Source organism: Enterobacter quasihormaechei (assembly GCF_004331385.1).
Classification (GTDB): Bacteria; Pseudomonadota; Gammaproteobacteria; order Enterobacterales; family Enterobacteriaceae; genus Enterobacter; species Enterobacter quasihormaechei.
This window is the reverse complement of record NZ_SJON01000050.1, coordinates 1-204: the sequence shown is the minus strand read 5'-3', so window position 1 is coordinate 204 and position 204 is coordinate 1. Positions and strand designations below refer to the sequence as shown.

At 52.0% G+C, this 204-nt stretch carries 1 rRNA gene; it reads right to left on the bottom strand.

Annotated elements, in window-relative coordinates:
* Positions 1-204 (bottom strand): 23S ribosomal RNA (locus tag E0L16_RS21970); the annotation flags it as partial.

Genomic DNA, 204 nt, shown 5'->3' with positions numbered 1-204 from the left:
TTTTCGTGTACGGGACTATCACCCTGTACCGTCGGACTTTCCAGACCGTTCCACTAACACACAAGCTGATTCAGACTCCGGGCTGCTCCCCGTTCGCTCGCCGCTACTGGGGGAATCTCGGTTGATTTCTTTTCCTCGGGGTACTTAGATGTTTCAGTTCCCCCGGTTCGCCTCGTTAACCTATGTATTCAGTTAACGATAGTG